The sequence below is a fragment of the Geodermatophilus sp. SYSU D00700 genome (genome assembly GCF_054050255.1).
Map to the genome: position 1 here is coordinate 15,365 of NZ_JBJGZA010000024.1, position 23,200 is coordinate 38,564.

Below are 23,200 nucleotides of genomic sequence, written 5' to 3' on the forward strand. Positions count from 1 at the left end.
CTGCCCGGGTGCTGAGCCGCGACGAGTACCTCGCCGAGTGGTCGCGCTGGCACGGCGGCACCGACCCCGCGGCCAGCCGGCTGGTCCGCGGCTGGCTCACGCTGGCGTACACGCTGGCCCGGGCGGTGTCGTGGCTGCCGCCGCTCGCGGCGACCGCGCTCGGGCTGCTGGTGGCACTGGCGGCGGTCGGCCCGGCGCTGGCCGGCGGGGCGTGGCTGGTCGCGGCGGGCCTGCTGGTCGGGCTCTCGGGCCTGCTCGACTCCCTCGACGGGGCGCTGGCGCTGGCCGGCGGGCGGGCCTCGCGCCGCGGCTACGTGCTCGACTCCGCCGTCGACCGGCTCACCGAGGCCGGGTACGCGGGAGCGCTGTGGGCCGCCGGGGCGCCGGGGTGGCTGGCCGCCGCCTTCGGCGCGCTGTGCTGGCTGCCCGACTACCTGCGCGCCCGGGCCGGGCAGGCCGGCGTCGCCGAGACCGGCGCCATCTCGGTGTGGGAGCGGCCCACCCGGGTGGCCATGACCGGCTTCACCGTGGGCGGTGCCGGGATCGTCGCCGTGACCGGGCTGGACGACCTCGCGGGGGTGGCCGGCGGCCCCGCGCTGGTGGTCACCGCCGGGACGGCCGTCGGCTGCCTGCTCGGGCTGGTGGGCACCGCCCAGCTGGGCGTCTCGCTGCGCCGCGCGCTGGCGGACTGAGGACGCCGGGGCGCGCGGGCGGCCCCGGTGCCTCTTAGGGTTGCGCTGCCCGCCGTCGGCCCGTCCTCCCCAGGAGCCCCCGTGCCCGTCCTCGTCACCGGCTCCATCGCCACCGACCACCTGATGACGTTCCCCGGCCGGTTCACCGACCAGTTCGTCGAGGGGCAGCTGGAGAACGTCTCGCTGTCGTTCCTCGTCGACGACCTCATCCAGCACCGCGGCGGGGCCGGCGCCAACATGGCCTACGGCCTGGGCCTGCTCGGTCTGGCCCCGGTGCTGGTCGGGTCGGTGGGCAGCGACTTCGCCGACTACGACGCCTGGCTCACCCGGCACGGGGTGGACACCCGCGACGTGCGGTGGTCCGAGCTCAAGCACACCGCCCGGTTCGTGTGCACCACCGACGCGGTCAACAACCAGATCGCGTCGTTCTACTCGGGGGCGATGAGCGAGGCGGGGGAGATCGAGCTCGGCCCGGTCTGCGCGCGGGTGGGCATCCCCGACCTGGTCGTCGTCGGGCCCAACGACCCGACGGCGATGGTGCGCCACACCCGCGAGTGCCGCGACCGCGGCCACGCCTTCGCCGCCGACCCCAGCCAGCAGCTGGCCTGGGCCGACGGCGAGATGATCCGTGAGCTGGTCGACGGCGCCGAGCTGCTGTTCACCAACGAGTACGAGTCGGCGCTGCTCATGCAGAAGACCGGGTGGGACGCCGCGGAGGTCCTCGCCCGCGTCGGCACGTGGGTCACCACGCGCGCCGCGCAGGGCGTGCTGGTCCGCCGGCAGGGCGAGGACCCGATCGAGGTCATCGCCGTCCCGGAGACCAAGCCGGTCGAGCCCACCGGCGGCGGGGACGCGCTGCGCGCCGGGTTCATCGCCGGCCGGATGTGGGGGCTGGACCTGGAGCGGGCCACCCAGCTCGGCTCGGCGGTGGCCACCGAGGCGGTCGAGGTGGTCGGCACGCAGGAGTACGAGCTGCGGCGCGGGCCCTTCGTCGAGCGGTTCGCCGCCGCCTTCGGTGACGAGGCCGCCGCGGAGATCGAGGCCCACCTGCCGGGCTGAGCCCAGGCACAGGAAGCCATCCGCACGTCCTGGGCGCCCGGACGTGTGGCCTCCCTGCAGGGTCCCGCCGCGAGCGTGCGAGTGGCGGGGGCAGGGAGGTCCTTCTGCTATGCCTCGCCGTTGCGGACGCGCTCGCCGATGGAGGGGTCCTCGGCCCACGTCGTGTAGGGGATCCGCGGAATGGTCCGGACCTCCCCGACCGTGCACCACTCGTTCCCGCCGAGACGGGCCAGCGGGCGCAGGTGCTCGATCCGCGGCCGGCCGTCGCGGACGGCGTCGGAGACGACGCTGACCCACTCCACCCGCCCGAAGACGACGGTGCTGTCGCCGAGCCGCAGCGTCGAGTGCAGCGTGCACTCGACGCTCACCGGCGACTGCGCCACCCGCATCGCGCCGACCTTCTGGCTGGGCTCCAGGCGGATGCCCGCGGCCTCGGCCTCGCTCTGGTCGGGCGGGAAGTCGGTGCCGGTGGCGTTGGCCTGCTCGAACAGCTCCTCGGGCACCAGGTTGACGGTGAAGTCGCCGGTGGCCTCGACGTTGGTGAGCGAGTCCTTGCGACCCACCGAGGTGAACTGCACGATCGGCGGCTCCACGCAGGCCACCGTGTAGAAGGAGTGCGGCGCCAGGTTGTGCACCCCCTCGGCCGAGCGGGTCAGCACCCACGCGATCGGCCGCGGCACGACGATCGAGTTCACCACCCGGTAGAAGTCGCGCGGGCGCATCCCCGCCGGGTCGAAGGACGTGCGCGGGCGGCCGGTCTCGGCGGAGGTCACGCCCCATCCTCGCCCGGGCTCAGCCGAGCGCGCGTCCGCGCCAGGTCAGCGTGCCCCGCCGGTGCCCGGCCACCGACCGGACCAGCAGCACGTCGAGGGCCAGCAGTGACACCGGGTGGGCCAGCGCGTCGGGCCACACCCGCCCGCCGGTGACCGCGGCGCTCACCGCCCGGCCGGCCACCCCGGCCACCCAGCCGAGCAGGCCGGCCCGCGAGCCGCGCAGCGCGGCCAGCGGCGGGACGACGCCGACGGCGGTCAGCACCGCCGCCGCGGTCAGCGACGCCGCCGGCGAGCCGCCGACCGACGCCCACAGCGACTTGCCGTAGCCCTCCCGCATCGCCGCCCAGCCGTCGTACATGCGGCACTCGGCCAGCGCGGCGCCGGCCGCGGGGACCGCCCGCCCGCCCGCCCGCTTGACCGCGCGGGCCAGGGCGACGTCCTCGACCACCTCGTCGCGCACCGCCGCGTGCCCGCGGGCGCGCAGGTAGCCGCGCCGGGTGAGGGCGAGGAACTGGCCGTTGGCGGCGGTCAGGGACGGCCGGCGGGAGCGCTCGGCGGCCCGCAGCGGCAGCGTGGTCAGCCACAGCCACGGCGAGAGGGGCTGCACCAGCCGCTCGGCCGCCGTGCCGGTCACCGGCCGCGGCCACGGGGAGACCAGGTCGAGCCCGTGCGCGTCGAGCAGCGCGACGGCGGCGGCGGCGGCGTCGGGCGCGAGTCGCACGTCGGCGTCCACGAAGACGAGGTACCCGTCGTCGGCCGCGCGCTGCGCCCCCACCCAGCAGGCGTGCGGCTTGCCCAGCCACCCCTCCGGCGGAGGCGGCGCGGCCAGCAGCCGCACCCGCGGGTCGGCGAACCCGCGGACGACGTCGGCGGTGCCGTCGGTGGAGCCGTCGTCGACGACCACGACCCGCAGGTCGGCCACGCCGCGCGAGGCCAGCAGCGCGGCGAGGCAGCCACCCACCTGGATCTCCTCGTCGCGGACCGGGACGACGACGGTGACCGGCCGGGTCACCGGCGGCGGGGACGGCGGCGGGCGGCGCAGCAGGACGGCGTTGACCCCGGCGTGCACGGCGCTGGCGACGGCCAGGCCGGACAGCACGCGGACGGCCGCGCCGCTCACCGCCGGCGGGCCTGCAGCGCGAGCACCGCCAGCACGACTGCCGACAGCGCCGCCCCCCACGCCGCCGAGCCGGGCAGGTCCAGCCACAGCGCGTGCGCCAGCGCGCCGCCGGGGACCATCCAGGCGATCACCAGCAGCGGCGCGGCGACGGCCGGCGTCCCGCCGGGCACCGCGGTGCGGGCGACGGCGAGCTCCAGCAGCGCCATGAGCACCAGCCCGGCGAGCAGCCAGCCGGCCAGGTTGGTCAGCGGCACGGTGTCGATGCCGGGCAGCCCCGGGGAGGGGTGCGCCCAGGTCCAGTAGCCGGCCTGCACCAGCTGCGGGTCGAGGACGACGTCCCAGCCGGCGAACACCGCCGCGGCGACGGCGACCCGCGCGGCCGGCCGGCGGGCGTCCCGCACCCGGCGCGTGAGCAGGTCGGCCAGCACCCGGCTCGGCCAGGCCATCATCAGCCAGGCCAGCGGGACGAGGAACGGCACGCCGAGCAGCGTCGGGCCGAGCACGTCGCTGTAGGTGTACTCGCCGTAGGGGTACCCGGTGGCCAGCCCGACCGACTCGAACGCCACCGAGGCGAGCACCACCAGGGCGAACACCGCCGCGCCGGTGCGGGCGCCGTGGGCGACGGTCGCGGCGGTGACCGAGACCCCCGACCCGAGCAGCACGATCGTCCAGGACACCGCGTCGCGGGCCCCGCCGTCGGTGAGCGGGTAGGCGATCGCGGCCAGCACCAGGAGCACGGCGAGGACCAGCGGCACCCGCGCCGGTGCGGGCGCCCGCCGCAGCGCCGTCGTCGCCGCGCTCACCGGGCCGCCCGCCGCAGCCGCCCGGCCGCGTCCTGGACGCGGGTGCGCGCGCGGGCCAGCGGGCGGCGGTCGGCGAGCACCGCGCGCGCCGCCGTCCGCCCGGAGTTGCCCGAGACCCCGCCGCCGGGGTGGGTGGAGGCGCCGGCCAGGTAGAGCCCGTCGAGGCCGGGCACCCGGTAGCCCGCCAGCGCCGGCGTCGGCCGGAAGGCGAACATGCTGGCCAGCCCCATCTCCACGTGCATCACGTTGCCACGCAGCAGCGACAGCTCCCGCTCCAGCAGCAGCGGCGTCTGGACGTACACCTGCTGCACCGAGGCGGCGAAGCCGGGCGCGAAGCGGTCGACGGCCGCCACCAGCCGCTGTGCCTCGGCGTCGGCGAGGGCGTCCCAGTCGCCGCCGTCGGCGAGGTCGTAGGGGTACCACTGCCCCCACACGGTGACCACGTGCCGCCCGGGCGGGGCGAGGGTGTCGTCGCTCGCGGAGAAGGACATCGCCAGCGGCACCGGCTCGCGCGGCAGCCGGCCGGCCAGCCAGTCGCCGTGCGCGGCGGCCAGCTGCGCCCGGTCGGTGCACAGCAGCTGCAGGCCCTGCGCCGACACCGCGGGGTCGACGCCGGGGTAGACCGGCAGCGCGTCGGTGAGGCAGCGCAGCACCAGGCCGAAGCCGTTGCCCACCGGCGGGGCGGCACCGGCCAGCGCGGGCGGGGCGTGCTCGCCGGCGAGGTCACGGGTGGCCAGGACGTGGCAGGCGGCGACGACGACCGGCGCGGCGACCCGCCGTCCCGAGACGGTCTCGACCCCGGTGACGCGGCCGCCGTCGACGAGCAGCCGCGCGGCGCCGTCGCCGAGCGTGACCCGCCCGCCGTCGGACTCCAGCCGGCGGCGCAGCGCCTCGGTGAGCCCGCCGGAGCCGCCCACCGGGTGGCCCGGCGGGGTGTCGTGCAGCAGCGCCACCCACGCGACCATCGCCGCGGTGCCCGGCTCGGACATCGGCGGTCCGGACTGGGCGCCGAACCAGGCCAGCGCGGCCTTGAGCCGCTCGCTGGTGAACCAGCGGTCGAGCAGCGCGTCGCCGGAGCCGAGGAAGTCGACGGCGAGGTCGCCGCCGGGGGTGCGCGGGGCGTCGCCGGTGGGGGCGCCCAGCGGCCAGAACGCGCGGGCCAGGCCCAGCGGGGTGGGCCGGCGGCCGAAGGAGTCGACGACGGCGCGGCTGCGCGGCCCCCAGACGCCGACGAACCGGCGGTAGGCGGCCGCGTCGGCCTCGCCGCAGGCGGCGGCGATGGAGGCGCAGGTGGCGTCGAGGTCGACGGAGAAGAGCAGGGGGCGGCCGTCGGGGCCGGGGTCGCCGGGAGCCGGGGCGGGCGCGAAGCCCCACGGGTCGCAGTCGAGGTAGCGCAGCCCGTGGGCGGCCAGGTCGAGCTCCTCGACGACGCCGCTGTGCCGGACGATCACGTGCGCGCTCGAGCCGCGGTCGACGCGGACGCCGGGCCAGCGCTCGACGGTGGACACCGCCCCGCCGAGGACCTCGTCGCGCTCGACCACCTCGACGGCCAGCCCCGCGCGGGCCAGGTAGCAGGCCGCGACCAGGCCGTTGTGGCCGGCGCCGACGACGACGGCGTCGGCGGTGGAGTCGGCGGGCACGCTCAGGTGCCGCTGCCCGGGACCGGCCGCAGGGGCAGTCGGGCGCCGAGGATGGCGAAGGGCCGGGTGTCGCCGGGGAAGTGGTGACCGCGGGCGAGGTCGACGAAGCCGTCGGCGTGGTAGAGCCGGAAGGCCTTCGTGTCGGCGTCGGGCGTGGACAGCAGCGCGACCGGGGCGTCGACGCCCTCGACCAGCGCGTGCAGCAGCCGCCGGCCGAGGCCGCGGCTCTGCGCGTCGGGGTGCACGTGCAGCTCGCACACCTCGAAGGCGCCCGGCAGCCACCGCTTGGCGGTGCGCCGGTCCAGGGCCGCGCGCACCTGGTCGTGCCACCACTGGCCGGGGGCGACGAGGTAGCCGTAGCCGAACCCGGTCAGCTGCTCGCCGTCCGGGCCGGGGGCGAAGGCGCCCACGGCGCGGAAGCCGGGGCGCTCGGTGTGCTGGATCGCGTAGCCGTAGCGGCCGGCCACCACCGAGGCGTCGTAGCCCATGGCCGCGCCGTAGATGGCCAGCGCCTCGTGCATGTGGTCGCGCAGCCAGCCGGCGGGCAGCTCGGTCACCCGCGCCGCGGGCGTCGTGCCGGTCACGGTCTCTCCTCGCTCACTGACCCGCGACGGCGGGGTCGGGGACGGCGGCTCCGGGGGCCGGGCCCGGCGGGCCGTCACCGACCTCGGCGGGGGTGCCCTCGGTCAGCCGCAGCAGCTCGTCGTAGGTGGTGGGGAAGACGGCCGACGGGTGGCCGGCGGCGGCCCAGACCTGCTCGTACCGGGCCAGCTCGACGTCGACCAGGGTGCCGATGGGCGCGGGGTGGCCGACCGGGGCGACGCCGCCGATCGGCTGGCCGGTGTGCTCGCGGACGAAGTCGGCCGGGGCGCGCCGCACGCCCGGGACGCCGAGCAGCGCGGCCACCCGGCCGGTGTCGACCCGGTGCGCGCCGCTGGTGAGCACCAGCAGCGGCTGCCCGCCGGCGTCGAAGACGAGGCTGTTGGCGATGGCGCCGACCGGGACGCCGAGCCCGGCGGCGGCCTCGGCGGCCGTGCGCGCGCCGGACGGGATGCCCCTGACCTCCCCCTGCACGCCGGCCGCGGCGAGCAGCTCGGCGATGGCGGCCACCCGGGGGTGGTCGGGTCGGCTCATACGTCGATCCTGCCACCGCATCCGGTCCGGCGCTGTGGCTGTGGACGTCACCTGTCCGGGAGCGCACCGTGGTCGCCCGATCGCCCGTCGTAACCGACGCGGACAACCGGGTCGGGGGTCCTGGCCTCCCGTGGGGCACGTCCTGACGATGGTCCGGTGACCTCGGGTAGCCACTCCGAGACAGATCGCGACGGGCTGTTGGACGAGGCCTCCCGCGCAATGGTGGGGCGCGACGGTGAGCTGCGTGCGCTGGCCGGCGCCCTGCAGGCGGCGGCGAACGGCGTCGGCCGGCTGGTGGTGGTGCAGGGCGACGCCGGAGTCGGCAAGACCTGCCTCGTCGAGGCGGTCACGGCCCTCGCCCGGGAGCAGGGCTCGCGGGTGCTGCGGGCGCGCGGCGGCATCCTCGAGGAGGACGTGTCCTTCGGGATCGTGCGGCAGCTGTTCGAGCGGCCTGTGGCGGCGATGTTCCCTGCCGAGCGTGAGGAGGTCTTCGCTGGAGCCGCCCGGCTGGCCCGGCCGTTGGTGGACGGAAGCCAGGCTCCGGAGGCGCCTGCCGCAGACGCTCACGGGCTCCTCCACGGCCTCTACTGGCTGACCGCCAACCTGTGTGGACGGGGGCCCGTCCTCCTGGTCGTCGACGACGCACACTGGGTCGACGCACCGTCGAACCGGTGGCTGGGCTACTTCGTCCGACGACTCGAGGGCCTGCCGGTTGCCGTCGTGCTCGCGCAGCGCCCGGTGCGGACACCGGCCTGGGACCCGGATGCCGTCCGCCTGGACCTGGTCGGACTGGACGCGGTGTCTGTCGGGACGCTCGTGCACGACGTGCTGGGGGAGCGGGCGACGCCCGAGGTGGTCGAGGCGTGCGTGGCGCAGACCGGTGGCAACCCGTTCCTGCTGCACGAGCTGCTGCGAGCGCTGCCGGCGGGCCGGGTGGACGTCCTGGCCGTCCGTCGGTGCGGCCCGGCGAGGCTGGGGGAGGCGCTCGCGGCCCGGACGGCGGCGGCAGGGCAGGCCGCCATGGCGCTCGCCGACGCTGTGGCGGTGCTCGGCGACGGAGTCGAGCTGCGCCTGGCCGCCCGGCTCGCCGGCCTGGAAGTGCGCGCGGCCGAGCTCGCCGCCGACGCGCTGGGGCAGGTCGGCGTGCTCGCGCGGGGACGACCCCTTGCCTTCGCCCACGCCATCGTCCCGCAGGCGCTCCACCAGCGGCGTCCGGCCGGCGAGCGGGCCCTCGCCCATGCGGCGGCCGCTCGCCTCCTGGCCCGGGCGGGCGCCGCGGACGAGCAGGTGGCCGCCCAGCTGCTGCGGACCGAGCCGGCGGGGAGCGGCTGGGTGGTGGAGCGGCTGCGGGCGGCGGCACGCCGGGCGCTGGAGCACGGCGCCCCGGACAGCGCCGTCACGTACCTGCGCCGTGCGCTGAGGGAGCCCCCGCGCCAGAGGGACGAGGTGCTGCTGGAGCTCGGCCGGGCCGAGGCGCGTGTCCTCTCCCCCGACGCACAGCTCCACCTGCGAGCCGCCATCGCCGGTGCGCGGGACCCGGAGCGTCGCGCGACCGCCGCGCTCGAGCTGGCCCGGCTCCTGCTGGCGTCGGGCCGACCCTCCGCGGCGGCCGACATCCTCGACCGTGCGATCGGCGGGCTCGGACCTGTCCGCGCCGAGCTCGTGCTGACGCTCGAGTGCGAGCGGATGGCCGCCGCGCTGGGATCGGTGTCCCGGGGGGCCGGAGCCGTGGAGCGCCTGGAGTCGGCGTGCGCGCGACTGCCGGCGGTCGGTGCGTCCCTCGGCCGTCTGGTGATGGCACAGCGGGCGATGGGCAGGGTGATCGTGGGCGAGGACCGGGGCGCGGCACTGGCGCTGGCGCGGGGTGCCCTGTCCGGCGGACTGCTGCTCGCCGAGTGGGGGTGTGAGTCGCTGAGCTACTACTTCGCCTGCGGGGCGCTCGTCGGCTGTGGCGAGATGGCGGAGGGCAGCGCGGCCCTGGGCGCCGCCGTGGAGGAGGCGCAGCGGGGGGCCTCCCGGCACGGTTACGTGTTCGCCTCGACCTGGCGCTCGTGGTCGCTGCTGCAGGCGGGGGACGTGCGGAGCGCCGAACTGGACGCCTCGGTGGTCGCCGAGCTCCCACCGGAGACCGGCGACGTGTTCAACCGGACGGTCGCGGTGACCGTGCTGGCAGAGGCGCGGCTCGAGCGCGACGACCCCGCGGGCGCACGCACGACACTCGCCCGCGCCCGGCTCGGGTCCACCCCGGACCAGGTCACCGACGTCGGCGGGCACTTCGTGGGCGCCCGTCTGCGGCTCCTCGCCGGTGATCCGGCCGGTGCGCTGGAGGAGGCGCTGGCCTCCGGTCTGCAGGCGAGGACGACGGGCTACGCCTTACCGAGCCTCCAGCCCTGGAGGAGCGCTGCGGCTGTCGCCCACCGGGAGCTCGGTCACCACGACGAGGCCCTCGCCCTGGTCGCGGAAGAGGTCGAGCTGACGCGCCGGTTTGGAGCTCCGCGAGGTCTCGGCATCGCGCTCCGCACCCAGGCGCTGGTGGGCCCGGCGGCCGAGCGCGTTGACGTGCTGCGAGCGGCGGTGTCTGCATCAGAGGGAAGTCAGGCACGGCTGGAGCACGCGCGGACGCTGCTCGAGCTCGGCGCCGCACTGCGCCGCGCCGGTCACCGCACCGAGGCGCGAGGGCCGCTCGGCGAGGCGCTGGACCTGGCGACCCGGTGCGGCGGCGTCCTCGTGGCACGGCGGGCCCGTGAGGAACTCGTGGCGGCCGGTGCCCGGCCTCGGCGAGCGTCCCGTCACGGTCCTGACGCTCTGACCCCTGCCGAACTACGGGTCGCCGGGTATGCGGGGCAGGGTCTCAGTACGCGAGAGATCGCCCAGGCCCTCTTCCTCACCACCAAGACCGTCGAGACGCACTTGACGAGGACGTACCGCAAGCTGGGTATCTCGTCGCGTCGAGAGTTGAGCAGCCTCCTGGATGCTCCTCCCGTCTCATGAGAGGCGATCGGCATCGAGGGGATCCGGAGTCGTCTGGCTGTCGAGGATCCCACGAGCTGCCTCGCTGAGAAGCGAGCACCACGGATGTGAGACGGCCGCTCTGGGAGGGTGCGCCGGAGTCGTCCTGACGCACCCTCCCCTGGACCGGGTGTCGGACGCGGTCCAGGGGAGGGGCCAGTGCTGGGTGGGGTGGTTGGAGTGGCGGCGCACCGGTCAGGAGAAGCCGAACTCCTTGCGCAGCTGTTCGTCGGAGACGCCAGAGGTCCCCGTGGGGACGAACGGCTTGAGGTGTACCTCGGCTCGCCATTCGTCTGTCGTGTCGCCAGGGCCGCCGGGGAACAACGGGAAGTCCTCGTCCAAGAACGACCTGTCGACCAGGGCCGAGATCTCTCGGTCGATCGCGTCGGTCGTGGCCAGGTCTGACCCAGTCGCAATGCGGCGGCGCCTGACGTCAGGGTCCCCGAGGCCGTCGACGTTCTGCAGGAAGACCTCGTAGTTGTACACAGTGCGGCTCTGGACCTCCTTCGGACTGAAGGACATGCGCCAGGTCACCTTGATCCGTGCCTTCTGGCTGTCCACGTTGTCCCCGCTCAACTTCACTCGGCTGACGGACGCCATGTCATCTCCCCTGGTCAGTTCACGGTTCTCTCGTGCCACGTCCGCTCGAGCAAGTGGCCCACATCGCCTTGCCGACAGACCACCAGGCTCGCTCAGTCGCTGGATCAGCTTGGGCCGATGTGGCTCCGCGGTCGTCAGGGGTGACTCCCTGACTTGTGCGCCATGGGTCCCTGATGCGGCGACGTCTGTTCTCCAGGAGGTGACGGCGGTCTGGTCCCCGACACCCTGCCTGTAGGCGGGCGGCATGGATCGTTTCGCACCAGTACGTCCTCAACGGGAACCCGTCTGCTTGACGTTGTGAGTGGTATCGGGTCTACTCGACTCGTTCGAACAGACGTTCGAACACCGCGGGCCTCCCACCGCACCCGGGTCCTTCCCCACCCGGTGCGGTGGGTCGGGCCGGTCGGTCAGCGGGCACGGGGTGGGGAGTCGGGCATGAGCCGGGTGCTGGGTGACGTCGGCGAGCGGGTCGGCGAGGAGGTGCAGGTCGAGCGCGGCCCGCTCGGGCCGGCGCAGTTCTGGCGCGGGCAGTGGCGCTACGTCGTCGGTGAGCTGCTCGACTCGTGGGTCGAGACCACGCCGTGGTGGCAGCGGCCGGCCGACGCCCCCGGCGGCGCCTCGGCCGACCTGGTCGCCCCACGCGAGGTCTTCCGGGTCGAGGCGGTGCGGGCCGGGCGCTCGCGGATGAGCTTCGCCGGGGTCTACGACCTGTGCTGGGACGCGGCGGACAACCGCTGGTCGCTCGTGCGGGTGCACGACTGATGGGCGCCGCGTACGCCATGACCCACGACCCGGCCGACCAGCTGCCCCTGCCGCCGCCGCTCCCGGCGGCCGCGGCCCAGCTGCTCGACCAGGCCACCCGGGCGCTGGCCGAGACCCGCCACGCTCCCGACGCGTGCCGGCGCTACGCCACCGCGCACCTGGCGGCGCTGCGCGCGGCCGCGGCGGTGCTCGCCGCCCGCACCCGGCCCCAGAGCGGCCGCCGCCGGCCGCGCAGCGCCTGGGTGCTGCTCGAGCAGGTCGCCCCGGAGCTGGGGGAGTGGGCCACCTTCTTCGCCGCCGGCGCGGCCAAGCGCGCCGCGGCCGAGGCCGGGCTGTCCCGCGCGGTCACCGAGCGGGAGGCCGACGACCTGGTCCGCGACGCCGGCACCTTCCTCGCCGTGGCCGAGGAGCTGCTGGCCAGCACGCCCGCGCCCGCGCCCCGACCCCGCGTGGTCGGCGGCACCGCCCACCGCCCCGCGCGCGGGCGGTGAGCGGCGACCCCTTCGTCCACCTGCACGTCGCCTCCGGCTACTCCCTGCGGTACGGGGCCAACCACCCGGCCGACCTGGTGGCCCGCGCCGCCGAGCACGGCATGGGTGCCCTCGCCCTGACCGACCGCGACGGTCTCTACGGCGCGGTCAAGTTCGCGCTGGCCTGCCGGTCGGCGGGGGTGCGGCCGGTGTTCGGGGTGGACCTGGCGGTCGCCCCCGCGGTGAGCACCACCGTGCCCCCGGCCCGGGCGCACGTGCTGGGGGAGGACGACGAGCTGTCGCTGCGGCGGGCAGGCGGGCGGAGTCCCCGGAGCGCCCCCGCGCGGCGCAGCCCGGTGCGGGGCGGCGCGAGCGTCGACCCGCGGCTGCCGCGGGTCACCTTCCTCGCCCGCGACGGCGCCGGCTGGCGCTCGCTGTGCCGGCTGACCAGCGCCACCCACCTGCGCGGCACCCGCGGCGAGCCGGTGAGCTCGCTGGCGCTGGCCGCCGAGCACGCGCCCGGGCTGGTCGCGGTGCTCGGGCCGGACTCGCCGGTGGGCCGCGCGCTGGCCGCCGGCCGGGCCGACGTCGCCGCGGCCCGGCTGGCCGCGTGGCGGTCGGTGTTCGGCCCCGGGTCGCTGGTGGTCGAGCTGGTGCACCACCGCGGCCGGGGCGACCGCCTCCGCGCGCAGCGGCTGATGCGCTTCGCCGCCGAGGAGGGCGTGCCGGTGGTGCTCACCAACGCCGTCCGCTACGTCGACGCCATCGACGCGCCGACCGCCGACGTCCTCGACGCCTCCCGGCGGCTGGTCGCCCTCGACCGCCGGCACGTCGACCGGCGCACCGCCGAGGGCTACCTGAAGTCGGGCAAGGAGATGGCCGAGGTCGCCGCCGAGATCGCCGGCCCCGACCGCGACGCGGCGCTGCGGCTGCTCGAGCGCACCGCCCGGCTGGCCGAGCAGTGCGCCGTCGACGTCCGCGACGACCTCGGCATCGGCACCGTGCGCTACCCCGAACTCGACGTCGTCACCGCGCCCGGCGAGCGGGGGATGAGCTCCTCGCAGGTGCTGCGGGCCCGCTGCGAGGCGGGGCTGGGCCGGCGCGGCGTGCCGCGCAGCGGGGAGGTCCTCGTCCGGCTGGAGGAGGAGCTGGCCGTCATCGACGCCCTCGGCTACCCCTCCTACTTCCTCACCGTCGCCGACGTCGTCGACCTCATCACGGGCCTGGGGGTCCGCGCCGCGGCGCGCGGGTCGGGGGCGGGCAGCCTGGTCACCTACCTGCTGGGCATCTCCGACGTCGACCCGATCCGCTACGGGCTGCTCATGGAGCGGTTCCTCTCCCCGCTGCGCCACCAGCTGCCCGACGTCGACATCGACGTGGAGTCCGCCCGGCGGATGGAGGTCTACGACGCGGTCATCGACCGCTTCGGCGCCCACCGGGTCAGCTGCATCTCGATGATGGACACCTATCGGGTGCGGCACGCCATCCGCGACGTCGGTGCCGCCCTCGGGCTGCCGCCGGCCGAGGTCGACGCCGTCGCGAAGGCCTTCCCGCACGTCCGGGCCAACCAGGTGCACGCCGCGCTGCGCGACCTGCCGGAGCTGCGGGCCAGCCGGCTGGGGTCCCGGCGCGGCGGTGGCACCGGCGACCTCGACCTGCTCTTCGACCTCGTCGCCCGGCTCGACGGGCTGCCCCGGCACATCGCGCTGCACCCGTGCGGGGTGCTGCTCTCCGACGCCACGCTGCTCGACCGCACCCCGGTGGAGAACAGCTTCCTGGGCTACCCGATGAGCCAGTTCGACAAGGACGACGTCGAGGAGCTCGGGCTGCTCAAGCTCGACCTGCTCGGCATCCGGATGCAGTCGGCGATCGCGCACGCCCTCGACGAGGTGGCCCGGGTCGACGGCGAGACCGTCGACATCGACGCGATCCCGCGCGACGACCCGACCACCTTCGAGCTCATCCGCAGCACCCGGACCCTCGGCATGTTCCAGATCGAGTCGCCGGGGCAGCGCGAGCTGGTCGGCAAGTTCGGGCCCGAGACGTTCGAGGACATCGTCATCGACATCTCGCTGTTCCGGCCCGGGCCGGTCAAGAGCGACATGGTGACGCCGTTCCTGCTGGCCCGGAACGGCTGGCAGGACCCGGTCTACCCGCACCCCGACCTGCGGCCGTTCCTCGAGCAGACCGCCGGCGTCGTCGTCTTCCACGAGCAGGTGCTGCAGATCGTGGCGCAGATGACCGGCTGCGACCTCGCCCAGGCCGACGAGGCCCGCCGGGCGCTGGGCGACCGGGAGCTGCACCCGGAGGTGCGGACCTGGTTCGTGCCCGAGGCGCTGCGGCGCTACCCGGTCGACGTGGTGGAGCGGGTCTGGGAGGTGCTGGTCGCCTTCGGCTCGTTCGGCTTCTGCAAGGCCCACGCCGCGGCGTTCGCGCTGCCCACCTACCAGTCGGCGTGGCTCAAGACCCACCACCCAGCGGCCTTCCTCGCCGGGGTGCTCACCCACGACCCGGGGATGTACCCGAAGCGGCTGATCCTCGACGACGCCCGCAACTTCGGCATCCGGGTGCTGGGCCTCGACGTCAACGCCTCCGCCGGCACCTACCGGGTGGAGCGGCTGGCGCCGGTGGACCGGCGGGCGGACTGGCGGCGGCCGGAGTGGATGCCGGCGTCGATGGCCGACCCGTCGGCCTACGGGATCCGGCTCGCGCTCTCCGACGTCAAGGGCATCGCCGAGGACGAGGTCGAGCGGATCGTGGCCGGGCAGCCCTACCGGTCGCTGACCGACTTCTGGTCACGGGCGTCGGTGTCGCGCCCGGTGGTCGAGCGGCTGGTGCTGGCCGGCGGGTTCGACTCCCTCTACGGCTTCGGGGTGCGCGACCGCGAGGCCGGCCGCCCCACCCGCTCGCGCCGGTCGGTGACCCGCCGCGACCTGCTGCTGCAGATCAGCGAGCTGGAGCGGTGGAGCCGCAGCGGGGCGCGGACCGGCTCGGTCGGGCAGCTCAGCCTCGACCTGCTCGGTCTGGAGCTGCCGGGGGAGGAGGAGCCGGGTCCCGGGGAGACGGGGCCGGAGTGGGCCGGTGGCAGCGGGCTGCCCGAGTTCACCGACGCCGAGCTGGTGCGCGCCGAGCTCGAGGTGCTCGGGCTCGACGCCAGCCGGCACGTCGTCGACTTCTACCGGCCGTTCCTCTCGGCGATCGGCGCGGTGCCGGCCGAGGAGCTGCTCGGCTGCCGCAGCGGCGCCGAGGTGCTGGTGGCCGGGGTCAAGGTGGCCACCCAGACGCCGCCGATCCGGTCGGGACGCCGGGTGGTGTTCGTGACCCTCGACGACGGCACCGGCTGCACCGACTCCACCTTCTTCGAGGACGTGCAGGGTCCCTACGCCGCGACGGTGTTCCACTCCTGGTTGCTGGTCATCCGCGGGGTGCTGCGCCGCACCGGCCCGCGCGGGATGTCGATCCGGGCCACCGGCGCCTGGGAGCTGCCGGCGCTGCACGAGGCGTGGGAGACCGGCGGTCCGGTCGCGGTGGCCGAGCACATGGCCGCGCCGGGGGAGTACACCGAGCGGGCCATCACCGGCGCGGCGGCCTCGCACGGCTCGCGGCCGGTGGTGGTCAAGCCGGTGCTCGTGCACCCGACCGGCTTCCGGATGTCGCCCTACGCCGACATCAAGCCCGCCGGGGACGACGCCGCCACCGCCGCCCGCCGCGCCGCGGCGTCCGCCCCCCGGAAGCTGTGGCACTCCAGCCCCGGCAGCCCCGGCCACTGAGGAAGGACCCCGCTGCCCCCCACCGCTCGCACGCTCGCGGCGGGACCCTGCAGCGGGGCCGTTCCAGCACCTCACCACCGATGAGTCCCGGGCGCGGCGGCGGTCGGAACCCGCGAGCGCCGGCGCCCCGCCGGCCTGTCCGGGGAGGACGGCCATGCCGAAGCAGATCCCGTGCCTGTGGTTCGACACCGAGGCGGAGGAGGCCGCGCGCTTCTACACGTCGATCTGGCCGGACTCCGAGATCCTCGGCACGGTCCGCTACGGCGCCGAGGACCCCGAGCGGGAGGGGCAGGTCCTCACCGTCAGCTGGCGGCTCGGCGACACCGAGTACGTCGGCCTCAACGGCGGCCCACAGGACTGGCACTTCAGCGAGGCCGTCTCCTTCCAGGTCCTGTGTGCCGACCAGGCCGAGGTCGACCACTACTGGGACCGGCTCACCGACGGCGGCGAGGAGGCTCCCTGCGGGTGGCTCAGGGACCGCTTCGGCGTCTCCTGGCAGGTCGTGCCCACCCGCCTGCTGGAGCTGCAGGGCGACCCCGACCCCGACCGCCGGCAGCGCGCGGTCCAGGAGATGTTCACGATGCGCAGGATCGTCGTCGCCGACCTCGAGCGGGCCGCCGACGCGGTCTCCGCCTGACGGCGCGGCCGGGCGGCGCGGGGGTGACCGCCCGGCCACCCCCGACGCCCGCCACTAGGGTCGGACGGGTGCCGCCGACCCCGCCCGACCCGTCCTCCGGCGAGCAGTTGCCCGTCCGGACCGCCGCGGTGTGGGCCGCCCTCGACCCGCTCGTGGGGGCCGGCACCCCGCTGCGGGTGCTCGACGTCGGCGGCGGCAGCGGTGGCTTCGCCGTCCCGCTCGCCCGGCTCGGTCACGAGGTCACCGTCGTCGACCCCAGCGCCGACGCGCTGGCCACGCTCGAGCGGCGGGCCCGGACCGCCGGCGTCGGCAACCGGGTCCGCGGCCTGCAGGGCGACGGCGACCTGCTGCACGAGCTGCCCCTCGACCACGAGGGCTACGACCTCGGCCTCTGCCACGCCGTCCTCGAGGTCGTCGACGACCCGGCGACCACCCTCGGCGAGATCACCCGCACCCTGCACCCCGGCGGCCAGGTCAGCGTCGTGACGGTCAACCGGGCCGGCGCCGTCCTCGCCCGCGCCCTCGGCGGCCACCCGAAGGAGGCCCTCGCGCTGCTCGAGGACCGCGACCCCGCGCCCGGCCGCACCCGCCCCGCCCGCCGCCGGTTCGCCCCGGCCGACCTGCTCGCGCTCGTCGAGGGCGCCGGGCTGCGGCCGGGGGAGTGGCGCGGCGTCGCCGTCGTCGCCGACCTCCTCGACACCGCCTCCGGCGCCGACCCGGCCGCGGTCCGCCACCTCGAGCTCGCCCTGGCCGGCACCTCGCCCTACCGCGACGTCGCCACCGGCCTGCACGTGCTGGCCACGCGTCCGTGACCGTGCCGCCGCCGCACGGGCTGCCCGCGGACCTGGTCCGCCCCGCCTACGGCCGGGCCACGCTCGCCGACGTCCTGCCCGGCGTGGCCGCCGCCCTCGGCGTCGACGTCGACCGCGCCGGCCTGTCGCCCGACCCGCTCGGGCTCACCGCCGCGCTGGCGGGGGCGCGGCGGGTCGCGGTGCTGCTCGTCGACGGGCTGGGTGCGCAGCTGCTGCGCGCGCACGCCTCCCTCGCGCCCACCCTCGCCGCGCTGGCCACCCCGGTCGGCGACCTCGACGCGCCCTGCCCGAGCACCACCCCGGTCAGCCTCGCCACCCTCGGCACTGGCGTGCCCCCGGGCGGGCACGGCGTCCTCGGCTTCGTCACCGCCGTCCCCGGCCAGGACCGGCTGCTCAACCACGTCGCCTGGAGAGACGACCCCGACCCGCGCGACTGGCAGCCCCGCCCGACCGTCTTCGAGCAGGCCGCCGCCGCCGGCCTCCCGGTCACCGCGGTCGCCCCCTACGCCTACGCGGGCTCGGGCCTGTCCACCGCCGCCTACCGCGGCGCCGGGTACCCGGGCACGGTCGGCGCCGGCGACCTCGCCGCGGTGCTGCTGCAGTCCCTCGCCGCGACCCCCACCGGCCTGGTCTACGGCTACACCCCCGAGCTCGACCTCACCGGCCACGTCCGCGGCGTCGACTCCGACAGCTGGCGCAACCAGCTCGCGCTCGTCGACCGCCTCGTCGAGCAGGTGGTCACCGGCCTGCCCGACGACGCCGCGCTCCTGATCACCGCCGACCACGGCATGCTCGACGTCCCCGCCGCCACCCGCGTCGACCTCGACGACGAGCCCGCCCTGCTCGACGGCGTCGCGCTGCTGGCCGGGGAGCCCCGCGCCCGCTACGCCCACGCCGTGCCCGGCGCCGCCGGCGACGTCCTCGACGCCTGGCGCGGGGTCCTCGGCGACCGCGCCTGGGTCGTCGGCCGGGACGAGGCGGTCGCGAGCGGCGTCTTCGGCGACGTCGACGCCGCGCTGGCCGACCGCATCGGCGACGTCGTCGCGCTCGCCCGCGGCCCGTGGGCGATCACCGCGTCGGCCACCGAGCCCGGTTCGAGCCGGCTGGCGGCCTACCACGGCTCGCTGACCGGCGCCGAGGTCGCCATCCCGCTGCTGCTGGCCCGCGGGCGCGCCCTCTAGGAGACCGCCAGCGAGACCGACAGCGCGGTCCACTCGCGCGGGTGCGCGGGGTGCACGGCCCGGCAGGTCAGCTGCGCCGCCTCGGGCGCCGGGCGGCTCTCCACCCGCACGACGACGTCGCCGTCCGGGCCGCCGAGCACGACGTCGAACCGCTCGACGCCGGCCGCCGCCTCGGCGTCGGTGCCCGGCAGCCGCTGCGCGCGGAGCAGCGGCAGGTCGTCGACGCCGAGCAGGCCCAGCCGCTCGCGGGCGGCCTGCTGGGCGGCCTGCGCAGCCAGCGGCAGCCCCGACCGGCCGCGCAGCCACGGCAGGGCCACCTGCCCGCGGGCGTGCGCGGCGACGAGGTCCGCGCCGTCGCCGGCCACCTGGGCGTAGGCGAAGCCGTGCGGCAGCACCAGCACGTTGGTGGCGAACCGGCAGCCGCCGAGGTGGCTGCACTCCCAGACGTCGGCCGGGCCGGGCGCGGGCAGCGCGCGGGCCAGCGGGCGGCCGCGCAGCGCACAGCAGGCGTCGTGCTGGCCGTGGGTGCAGACCAGGTAGACCGGGTCGGGCGCGCGCTCGCCGACCGAGCCGTCCCACGGCGCGTCGAGCAGGTCGGTGTCGGCGTCGCGGACCGACCACCACAGCCCCTCGCGGCCCGGCCGGCCGTCGGCGTAGGCCCAGCGCCGCCCGGACGCGGCCGGCCGCTCCCCGGGACGGCGCACCAGCAGCACCCGGACGCCCTCGGCGCGGGCGCGGGCGGCCAGGCGCGGGGCGACGCCGGCGTCGAGGCGGGACTGCAGGAGCGCGTCGCGGCCCCACGGCCCCGGCTGCTCGACCAGCAGCCAGCGCTGCGCGGGCCCCGCCGTGGCGACGGGGGAGTCGCCGCGGACCAGCGCGGTCACCGAGCAGCGGGTCGGGTCCAGCCGGCCGGTGCGGACCGGCCGGGAGGGCGTGGGGGCGGCGGGCTCGGCCGGTGCGGCACTCACCCGGGGGAGGGCTGCGGGCTCACGAGCCGGTCCCGAGGGCGTCGGCACGCTCCCCATCGTCCCCGCCCGCGTCCGGGGCGGGGGCACCCGGTCCGGCCGGGCCGGGCTCGGGCGCGGTGGCCGGCACCCCATCGATCCCGCCGTCGACGTGTGCGTCGGCCACCACCGCGATCGACTCGGTCACCAGCCGCCGGGCCAGGGTCAGCCGGTCGGCGGGGTCCAGGCCGGCCAGGTCGGCGACCTTGAGCTCCCCGGCGGCGAGCAGCCCGGCCAGCGCCTCGCGGGTGGCGGCGGGGAACTCGTGGGACCGCCGGCCGCCGATCAGGGTGACGCGGTCGCCGTCGGCGGCCGGGCGCAGCGCGACCCGCAGCCGGCGGCGCACCCGCAGCACGGTGTCGGGCGTGAGGGCCGCGGCGGCGGTCGCCTGGGCCAGCGGCGCGACCGGCTCCGGCCGCACCTGGGCCCAGGCGCGGCTGCGCACCCGGTCGGCCACCCGGTCGGGGTCGACCCGGCCCAGCCAGTCCTGCAGCGCGCCGAGCACGGCGGCGACGTCGTCGCGCAGGGCCGCCGGGTCGGCGAGGTCCACGCCCAGGGGCAGCGCGCGGCGCAGCTCGCGGTCCTCGGCGGCCAGCACCCGCACCAGGTCCAGCGCCGACTCGACGGCCGACCAGCGGGTGACCGAGTGGACGCCGACGGTCAGGTGGGCGCTGGTCTGGCCGAGCGCCACCGCCGAGTGCAGGTAGCCGCGGGGCAGGTAGAGCGCGTCGCCGGGGCACAGCACCGCGTCGACGACCGGCTCGCGCTCCGCGGCCGCGGCCACGGCGGCCGCGCGGTCGGTCCAGGGCTGGCTGCGCAGCGGCTCGGGGAGCACCGGCTCGTGGATCGTCCAGTGCTTCTCGCCGGCCACCTGCAGCACGAAGACGTCGTGCACGTCGTAGTGCGGGGAGAAGCCGCGCGAGGACGGCGGCGTGACGTACGCGTTGACCTGCGTCGGGTGCCCCAGGTCGGCGGCCAGCTGGTCGGCGAACTCGATCAGCGGCGGCCAGAGCCGGTGCAGGCCCTGCAGGACCACCGTGCTGCCGTCGGCGAACAGCCGCAGGACGGCGTCGGAGGAGACCTGGTCGGCCACCTCGGCGCCGGCGCCGCCGGAGGTGGTGAAGCGCCCGGCGTCGACGACGGCGCCGTCCTTGGCGATGCGCAGGAACGGCGTGCGCAGCCCGCGGCGGGAGAGCAGCTCGTCGACGTCGGCCAGCGTCAGCAGGTCGGCGAAGGACTCCCCGGTGTCCTCGGCGCGGGCCAGCAGCGGGCGGCGCGACCAGTGCCGCTCGGCGAAGACCGCGGGGTCGAGGTGCGTGCACCGGCGCAGGGCCGGGCGGGGGTCAGCCCCGCCCGGCCCCGCGACGGCCGGGTCCTGGCTCAGGCCGAACCGTCCGCGCCGCCGTCGGCACCGCCGTCGGCGCCCCCGTCCGAGCCGCCGCCCACCGCGCCGCCGTCGGCCGGGCCGTGGCCGGCACCGCCGTCGGCACCGCCGTCCGCGCCCCCGTCGGCACCGCCATCGGCGCCCCCGTCCGAGCCGCCGCCCACCGCGCCGCCGTCGGCCGGGCCGTGGCCGGCGCCGCTGTCCGCGCCGCCGTCGGCACCACCGTCGTGCTGGCCGGGCGTGCCCTCGCCGGCTCCGCTGTCGGCCGGACCCTCCGTGCTGGTCATGTCGTCGTCGTCGAGCGCCATCGAGCTCCTCCGGGTGCGGATCGGCGCCGGCCGCCGGACGGCGGTCGGTCGTGTCCCACCTACCTCGCCGGGGTGCCGGTCACACATGCGGGCGACCAGCCACTTCGCGGTGGGACGGGACACGCCGGGACGCACCGCGGACCACGCGCCGCGGACCCGCGGAGGCCGTTAGTCTCCCCGGGTCGGTGCGAACACGTGTTCGATCCAGGGAGGCGGCATGGCGGGGGGACGGGCGGCGGGGTGCACCGTCCTGCACGTCGACATGGACGCCTTCTTCGCCAGCGTCGAGGTGCGCCGGCACCCCGAGCTGGCGGGCACCCCGGTGATCGTCGGCGGCTCCGGCAACCGCGGGGTGGTCACCTCGGCCACCTACGAGGCGCGCGCGTACGGCGTGCACGCCGCCATGCCCACGGCCCGCGCGCTGCGGCTGTGCCCGACGGCCACCGTGCTGCCGGGGGACGTGGCCCTCTACGCCGAGGTCTCCCGGTCGGTCATGGCGCTGTTCCGGTCGGTCACCCCGCTGGTCGAGCCGCTCAGCCTCGACGAGGCGTTCCTCGACGTCTCCGGCGCCGGCCGGCGGCTGGGCGACGCCGCGCAGATCGGCGAGTACCTGCGCGCCCGCGTCTACGACGAGCAGGGCATCACCTGCTCGGTGGGCGTGGCCGGCACCAAGTTCGTGGCCAAGCTCGCCTCCACCCGCGCCAAGCCCGACGGGATGCTCGTCGTCCGCCCGGCCGAGGTCATCGACTTCCTGCACCCGCTGCCGGTCGGTGCGCTGTGGGGCGTGGGCGCGAAGACCGAGGAGGTGCTGCTGCGGCTGGGGCTGCGCACCGTCGGCGACCTCGCGCACGTGCCGGTCCGCACGCTGCAGCGGGCGGTGGGCCCGGCGGCCGGCGCGCACCTGCACGAGCTGTCCTGGGGGCGCGACCCCCGCCGGGTGGTGCCCGACGAGCCGGAGCGGTCCACCGGGCACGAGGAGACCTTCCCCACCGACGTCGACGACCCCGCCGTCGTCCACCGGGAGCTGCTGCGGCTGGCCGAGCGGACGGCGGGCCGGCTGCGCGCGGGCGGCTGGCTGGCGCGCACGGTCACGATCAAGGTCCGCTTCGCCGACTTCACCACGATCACCCGCAGCCGCACCCTCGACGTCCCCACCGACGTCGGGCAGGACCTCTACGAGACCGCCCGCGCCCTCTTCGACGCCCTCGGCCTGGACCGGGCGCGGCTGCGGCTGGTCGGCGTGCGGGCCGAGCGGCTGGTGGCCGCGGGCTCGGCGCCCCGCCAGCTCGAGCTCGGCGAGCGCGAGCACGGCCGCCGGGACGCCGAACTGGCCGCCGACCGGGCCGCCCGCCGGTTCGGCGCCGGGGCGGTCCGGCCGGCCACCCTGCTGCACCGCGACCGCGACCGGCGGGTGCGCGATCGCCCGTGAGAGTGGTCGCCGGTGATCACCGGCGGGTCGCCGCCGACTCGCCTTTCGCACCCCGCGAACGACTCGTATCCTCGTGGGCACCGCCGGGTAGAGACCGGCGGTATTGGCTCCGCCCACCTGGAGGTCTCGGTGCCGCTCTCCGAGCACGAGCAGCGACTGCTGGAGCAGATCGAGCGCGCCCTCGTCGACGACGATCCCAAGTTCGCCTCCTCCGTCCGCACGGGTGACCGCAGGCTCAAGGCCCGGCGGAAGCTGCAACTCGGTGCGCTGCTGGTGGTCGTGGGCCTGGCCGTCCTCGTGGGTGGCGCGGTCGTCCCGTCCGTGCCCCTGGGCGTCCTCGGCTTCCTGGTGATGTTCGGCGGCGCCGCGCTCGGCGTGCTCAACTACCGCAGCGCCACCGGCGCGGTCGAGCCCGGCCCGGCCGGTGCCCGCGGCGGGAGCACCGCCGCCCGCGGCCGCGGTGGGCGGGCCCGCCGCCAGCCGCTGAAGAACCGCCTCGAGGAGCGCTTCCGCCGCCGCTACGACCAGTAGCCCCCGCCGCGTCCACCGACGGCCGCCGTCCCACCCGGGACGGCGGCCGTCGGCGTTCCCGGGCCCGTTCGACGGTGTGCGC

At 76.9% G+C, this 23,200-nt stretch carries 21 protein-coding genes; 11 read left to right on the forward strand and 10 right to left on the reverse strand.

Translation table 11 applies throughout. The features are described from left to right. Positions 1-8 precede the first annotated feature (8 nt). Both ACI79V_RS16555 and ACI79V_RS16560 read left to right on the forward strand, forming a co-directional pair. A complete protein-coding gene (locus tag ACI79V_RS16555) occupies positions 9-692 on the forward strand; it encodes a CDP-alcohol phosphatidyltransferase family protein (protein ID WP_456890872.1) in 684 nt (227 codons plus the stop codon). An 81-nt stretch (positions 693-773) separates the two neighbouring features. Continuing rightward, positions 774-1,751, forward strand: a complete 978-nt coding sequence (locus ACI79V_RS16560; protein WP_456890876.1) for a carbohydrate kinase family protein — start codon at positions 774-776, stop codon at positions 1,749-1,751. A 107-nt stretch (positions 1,752-1,858) separates the two neighbouring features. Here the strand turns inward: ACI79V_RS16560 and ACI79V_RS16565 are convergent, their stop codons facing one another. Genes ACI79V_RS16565 through ACI79V_RS16590 form a run of 6 tightly spaced genes read right to left on the reverse strand, consistent with a single transcriptional unit; the run spans position 1,859 to position 7,221 of the window. Beyond that, a complete protein-coding gene (locus ACI79V_RS16565; protein ID WP_456890878.1) occupies positions 1,859-2,524 on the reverse strand; it encodes a flavin reductase family protein in 666 nt (221 codons plus the stop codon). Positions 2,525-2,543: 19 nt separating this feature from the next. Further along, positions 2,544-3,644: a glycosyltransferase gene (locus ACI79V_RS16570; protein WP_456890880.1), complete on the reverse strand. Its 1,101-nt coding sequence runs from the start codon at positions 3,642-3,644 to the stop codon at positions 2,544-2,546. Further along, a complete protein-coding gene (locus tag ACI79V_RS16575; RefSeq protein WP_456890882.1) occupies positions 3,641-4,447 on the reverse strand; it encodes a carotenoid biosynthesis protein in 807 nt (268 codons plus the stop codon). The genes ACI79V_RS16570 and ACI79V_RS16575 overlap by 4 nt, the downstream gene beginning before the upstream one ends. Further along, positions 4,444-6,087: a phytoene desaturase family protein gene (locus ACI79V_RS16580; RefSeq protein ID WP_456890884.1), complete on the reverse strand. Its 1,644-nt coding sequence runs from the start codon at positions 6,085-6,087 to the stop codon at positions 4,444-4,446. Before ACI79V_RS16580 ends, ACI79V_RS16575 begins: the two co-directional genes overlap by 4 nt. A 2-nt stretch (positions 6,088-6,089) precedes the next feature. Continuing rightward, entirely contained in the window at positions 6,090-6,671 is a 582-nt protein-coding gene (locus ACI79V_RS16585) for a GNAT family N-acetyltransferase (protein ID WP_456890886.1), read from the reverse strand. Positions 6,672-6,684: 13 nt separating this feature from the next. After that, positions 6,685-7,221, reverse strand: coding sequence for a YbaK/EbsC family protein (locus tag ACI79V_RS16590; RefSeq protein WP_456890888.1), 537 nt, complete (start codon positions 7,219-7,221; stop codon positions 6,685-6,687). A 219-nt stretch (positions 7,222-7,440) separates the two neighbouring features. Between ACI79V_RS16590 and ACI79V_RS16595 the strand changes: the two genes are divergently transcribed. Beyond that, the gene (locus tag ACI79V_RS16595) at positions 7,441-10,212 is read left to right on the forward strand and encodes an AAA family ATPase (protein WP_456890889.1); all 2,772 of its coding nucleotides are present in this window, start codon (positions 7,441-7,443) and stop codon (positions 10,210-10,212) included. A 213-nt stretch (positions 10,213-10,425) separates the two neighbouring features. Here ACI79V_RS16595 and ACI79V_RS16600 read toward each other — a convergent pair whose 3' ends face one another. Continuing rightward, entirely contained in the window at positions 10,426-10,830 is a 405-nt protein-coding gene (locus tag ACI79V_RS16600; RefSeq protein WP_456890890.1) for a hypothetical protein, read from the reverse strand. A 435-nt stretch (positions 10,831-11,265) separates the two neighbouring features. Between ACI79V_RS16600 and ACI79V_RS16605 the strand changes: the two genes are divergently transcribed. From ACI79V_RS16605 to ACI79V_RS16630, 6 genes are all read left to right on the forward strand, one after another. Then, positions 11,266-11,592 (forward strand): DUF6504 family protein, encoded by a 327-nt coding sequence (locus ACI79V_RS16605; protein WP_456890892.1) that lies wholly within the window; start codon positions 11,266-11,268, stop codon positions 11,590-11,592. After that, positions 11,592-12,083 carry an SAV_6107 family HEPN domain-containing protein gene (locus ACI79V_RS16610; RefSeq protein WP_456890894.1) on the forward strand — a complete coding sequence of 164 codons (492 nt, stop codon included), beginning with the start codon at positions 11,592-11,594 and terminating at the stop codon, positions 12,081-12,083. Before ACI79V_RS16605 ends, ACI79V_RS16610 begins: the two co-directional genes overlap by 1 nt. Next, positions 12,080-15,832, forward strand: a complete 3,753-nt coding sequence (locus ACI79V_RS16615) for a DNA polymerase III subunit alpha (protein WP_456890896.1) — start codon at positions 12,080-12,082, stop codon at positions 15,830-15,832. The genes ACI79V_RS16610 and ACI79V_RS16615 overlap by 4 nt, the downstream gene beginning before the upstream one ends. 154 nt (positions 15,833-15,986) lie before the next feature. Then, positions 15,987-16,469, forward strand: a complete 483-nt coding sequence (locus ACI79V_RS16620) for a VOC family protein (RefSeq protein ID WP_456890898.1) — start codon at positions 15,987-15,989, stop codon at positions 16,467-16,469. A 68-nt stretch (positions 16,470-16,537) separates the two neighbouring features. Then, positions 16,538-17,281, forward strand: coding sequence for a class I SAM-dependent methyltransferase (locus ACI79V_RS16625; protein WP_456890901.1), 744 nt, complete (start codon positions 16,538-16,540; stop codon positions 17,279-17,281). After that, positions 17,278-18,462, forward strand: a complete 1,185-nt coding sequence (locus ACI79V_RS16630; protein WP_456890904.1) for an alkaline phosphatase family protein — start codon at positions 17,278-17,280, stop codon at positions 18,460-18,462. Before ACI79V_RS16625 ends, ACI79V_RS16630 begins: the two co-directional genes overlap by 4 nt. On the opposite strand, the gene ACI79V_RS16635 is transcribed toward ACI79V_RS16630, so the two are convergent. The 3 genes from ACI79V_RS16635 to ACI79V_RS16645 form a co-directional block, all read right to left on the reverse strand. Then, positions 18,459-19,430: a sucrase ferredoxin gene (locus tag ACI79V_RS16635; protein WP_456890906.1), complete on the reverse strand. Its 972-nt coding sequence runs from the start codon at positions 19,428-19,430 to the stop codon at positions 18,459-18,461. The genes ACI79V_RS16630 and ACI79V_RS16635 overlap by 4 nt on opposite strands. A gap of 19 nt (positions 19,431-19,449) precedes the next feature. Beyond that, a complete protein-coding gene (locus tag ACI79V_RS16640) occupies positions 19,450-20,559 on the reverse strand; it encodes a cupin domain-containing protein (protein ID WP_456890910.1) in 1,110 nt (369 codons plus the stop codon). A 287-nt stretch (positions 20,560-20,846) separates the two neighbouring features. Next, positions 20,847-21,158, reverse strand: coding sequence for a BatC protein (locus tag ACI79V_RS16645; RefSeq protein WP_456890912.1), 312 nt, complete (start codon positions 21,156-21,158; stop codon positions 20,847-20,849). A 217-nt stretch (positions 21,159-21,375) separates the two neighbouring features. On the opposite strand from ACI79V_RS16645, the gene dinB reads away from it, so the two are divergent. Both dinB and ACI79V_RS16655 read left to right on the forward strand, forming a co-directional pair. Continuing rightward, a complete protein-coding gene (dinB, locus tag ACI79V_RS16650; RefSeq protein WP_456890913.1) occupies positions 21,376-22,587 on the forward strand; it encodes a DNA polymerase IV in 1,212 nt (403 codons plus the stop codon). Between the two features lie 129 nt (positions 22,588-22,716). Further along, complete coding sequence (locus tag ACI79V_RS16655) at positions 22,717-23,118, forward strand: DUF3040 domain-containing protein (RefSeq protein WP_456876080.1); 402 nt, start codon at positions 22,717-22,719, stop codon at positions 23,116-23,118. The last annotated feature ends 82 nt before the right edge of the window (positions 23,119-23,200 follow it).